The 1,650-nt window shown below is 44.5% G+C and carries 1 protein-coding gene; it reads right to left on the reverse strand.

The window, feature by feature from the left end:
• Window positions 1-27 precede the first annotated feature (27 nt).
• A complete protein-coding gene (locus CLV31_RS21660; protein WP_111395178.1) occupies window positions 28-1,533 on the reverse strand; it encodes an IS1634 family transposase in 1,506 nt (501 codons plus the stop codon).
• Between the last annotated feature and the right edge of the window lie 117 nt (window positions 1,534-1,650).

The raw sequence follows: 1,650 nt of genomic DNA on the forward strand, positions 1-1,650 counted from the left end.
CCTGACTTCCGCGCTGGGACACCCGGATTAAAATCCGAAAAGGTCCTGAATCATTTTCTGCTCTTCGGTCAGGATCATGGTTTTTCTTAAGACTTCGTGTTTAGGTGTGACCACAGTAATCTCATAGATATTCTGAATAATCTCGATCACTTTCTCTGGGGTGAAGTCTGATTTTTTCTCTTTTAGCTGTCTGTCCAGCTCTTTGTAGACTTTGTAAGCGGTAAAATTCAGACAGATGTGAGCTTCTATCCGCTCTCGTTTAAAATGGAATATCGGTCTGATTTTCAGTTCGCTTTTTGCTACCCGAAACGCTTTTTCGATCTGCCAGAGGTGTCGGTAGTTTTGCAATATTTCCGCTACAGTCATCGTAGAGTTGGTCAGATAGCCTTTGAGCCCGTCCCACTTCTGGTCAAGGGTCACTTTTTCGGAATCCACTGCCAGAGTCACTTCCCCTTCCATTTTGAGGAATTTATTGTATCCCTTGTTGTTGATACTTGACTTGGTGAGTTTTCCCGACTTGAGGAGTTTTTCAAGCCTTGCCAGACCTTTCTCCCGGTTATATCGGTCCTTTTTTGCCCGATCCTCCGAATGGGTAACGACTAGTTTCAGCCCATCCTTTTCGATCAGATGTTTCTTTTCTTTGCCGAAGTCAAGGTTGAGTATCTTGTCTTTTACCTCATTGCTTTCACTCTTTATCCTTGCACCGAGAATAAATTCATACCCCTTCTTTATGAGTTCGGATACGTTGCGGTTGGAAAGCAACCCTGCATCAGCTACTACGGTAAGTTTTTGGAAACCGTACTTGGTTCGAAAGCCTTCCAGGATGGGCAGAAACGTATCTCCTTCGTACTTGTTGCCCTCAAAAATGTCATAAGCGAGCGGGTAGGCGTCTTTGCTGACCAGCAGCCCAAGGACGATCTGTGGATGCTTGTGTTTGCCGTCTTTCGAAAACCCCGCCTTTCTGACCTCGTCCTCTCTTTCGATCTCAAAGTATAAGGTGGTCACATCGTAAAAGACCGCATGGATCTCTTCTCCCAAGACCCGGAGTGTATGGGTATAGCTGATGTGCTGGACGATTTCCTTGTACTTGGAGTGGAGTTTGTCCATAAACCGATAGACCTGATCCTCCGAGTAGGACTTCTGCTCATACCGGTACAGAAACTCCGTCGTCTTGAGTTTGCTTTTGGGATAAATCAACCGGTACAAAACCAAATCCCTGAACAGCTCATCCTGAATCTGTCCAAAACCTATTTCATCGAAAATCTTCCCCAACACATACTTGATCCCAACAAGTCTGTGTGAGGTGATGGAGGATAAAACCTGCTCAAAAACCTCCCTATGGTTGGTAAAATCGATCTCCTGAAGTCCCACCAACTGACGGGCTTGATCCTTGGCCTGAACCATAAGACGCTCGATCTCATCAGGATCATTGCTCGAACCTACCGTCTTTACAACCTTATACTTGCCTTTGCTTTTGTCAATAATCTGGACACTGACCAGCCCGCTTTTATTGGGTTTTTTCCGAATAAACATGGTCCAAAATAAAAAAAACCAAGGCTGGGACACCCAAAATCAACGAATCAAAATCATACAAGATTAAATATCAATCAGTTACAAAAAACCGAAGAAAAGAACGCGGAAGTCAGGAAA

Origin of the sequence: Algoriphagus aquaeductus (assembly GCF_003253485.1) — a bacterium.
GTDB classification, from domain to species: Bacteria; Bacteroidota; Bacteroidia; order Cytophagales; family Cyclobacteriaceae; genus Algoriphagus; species Algoriphagus aquaeductus.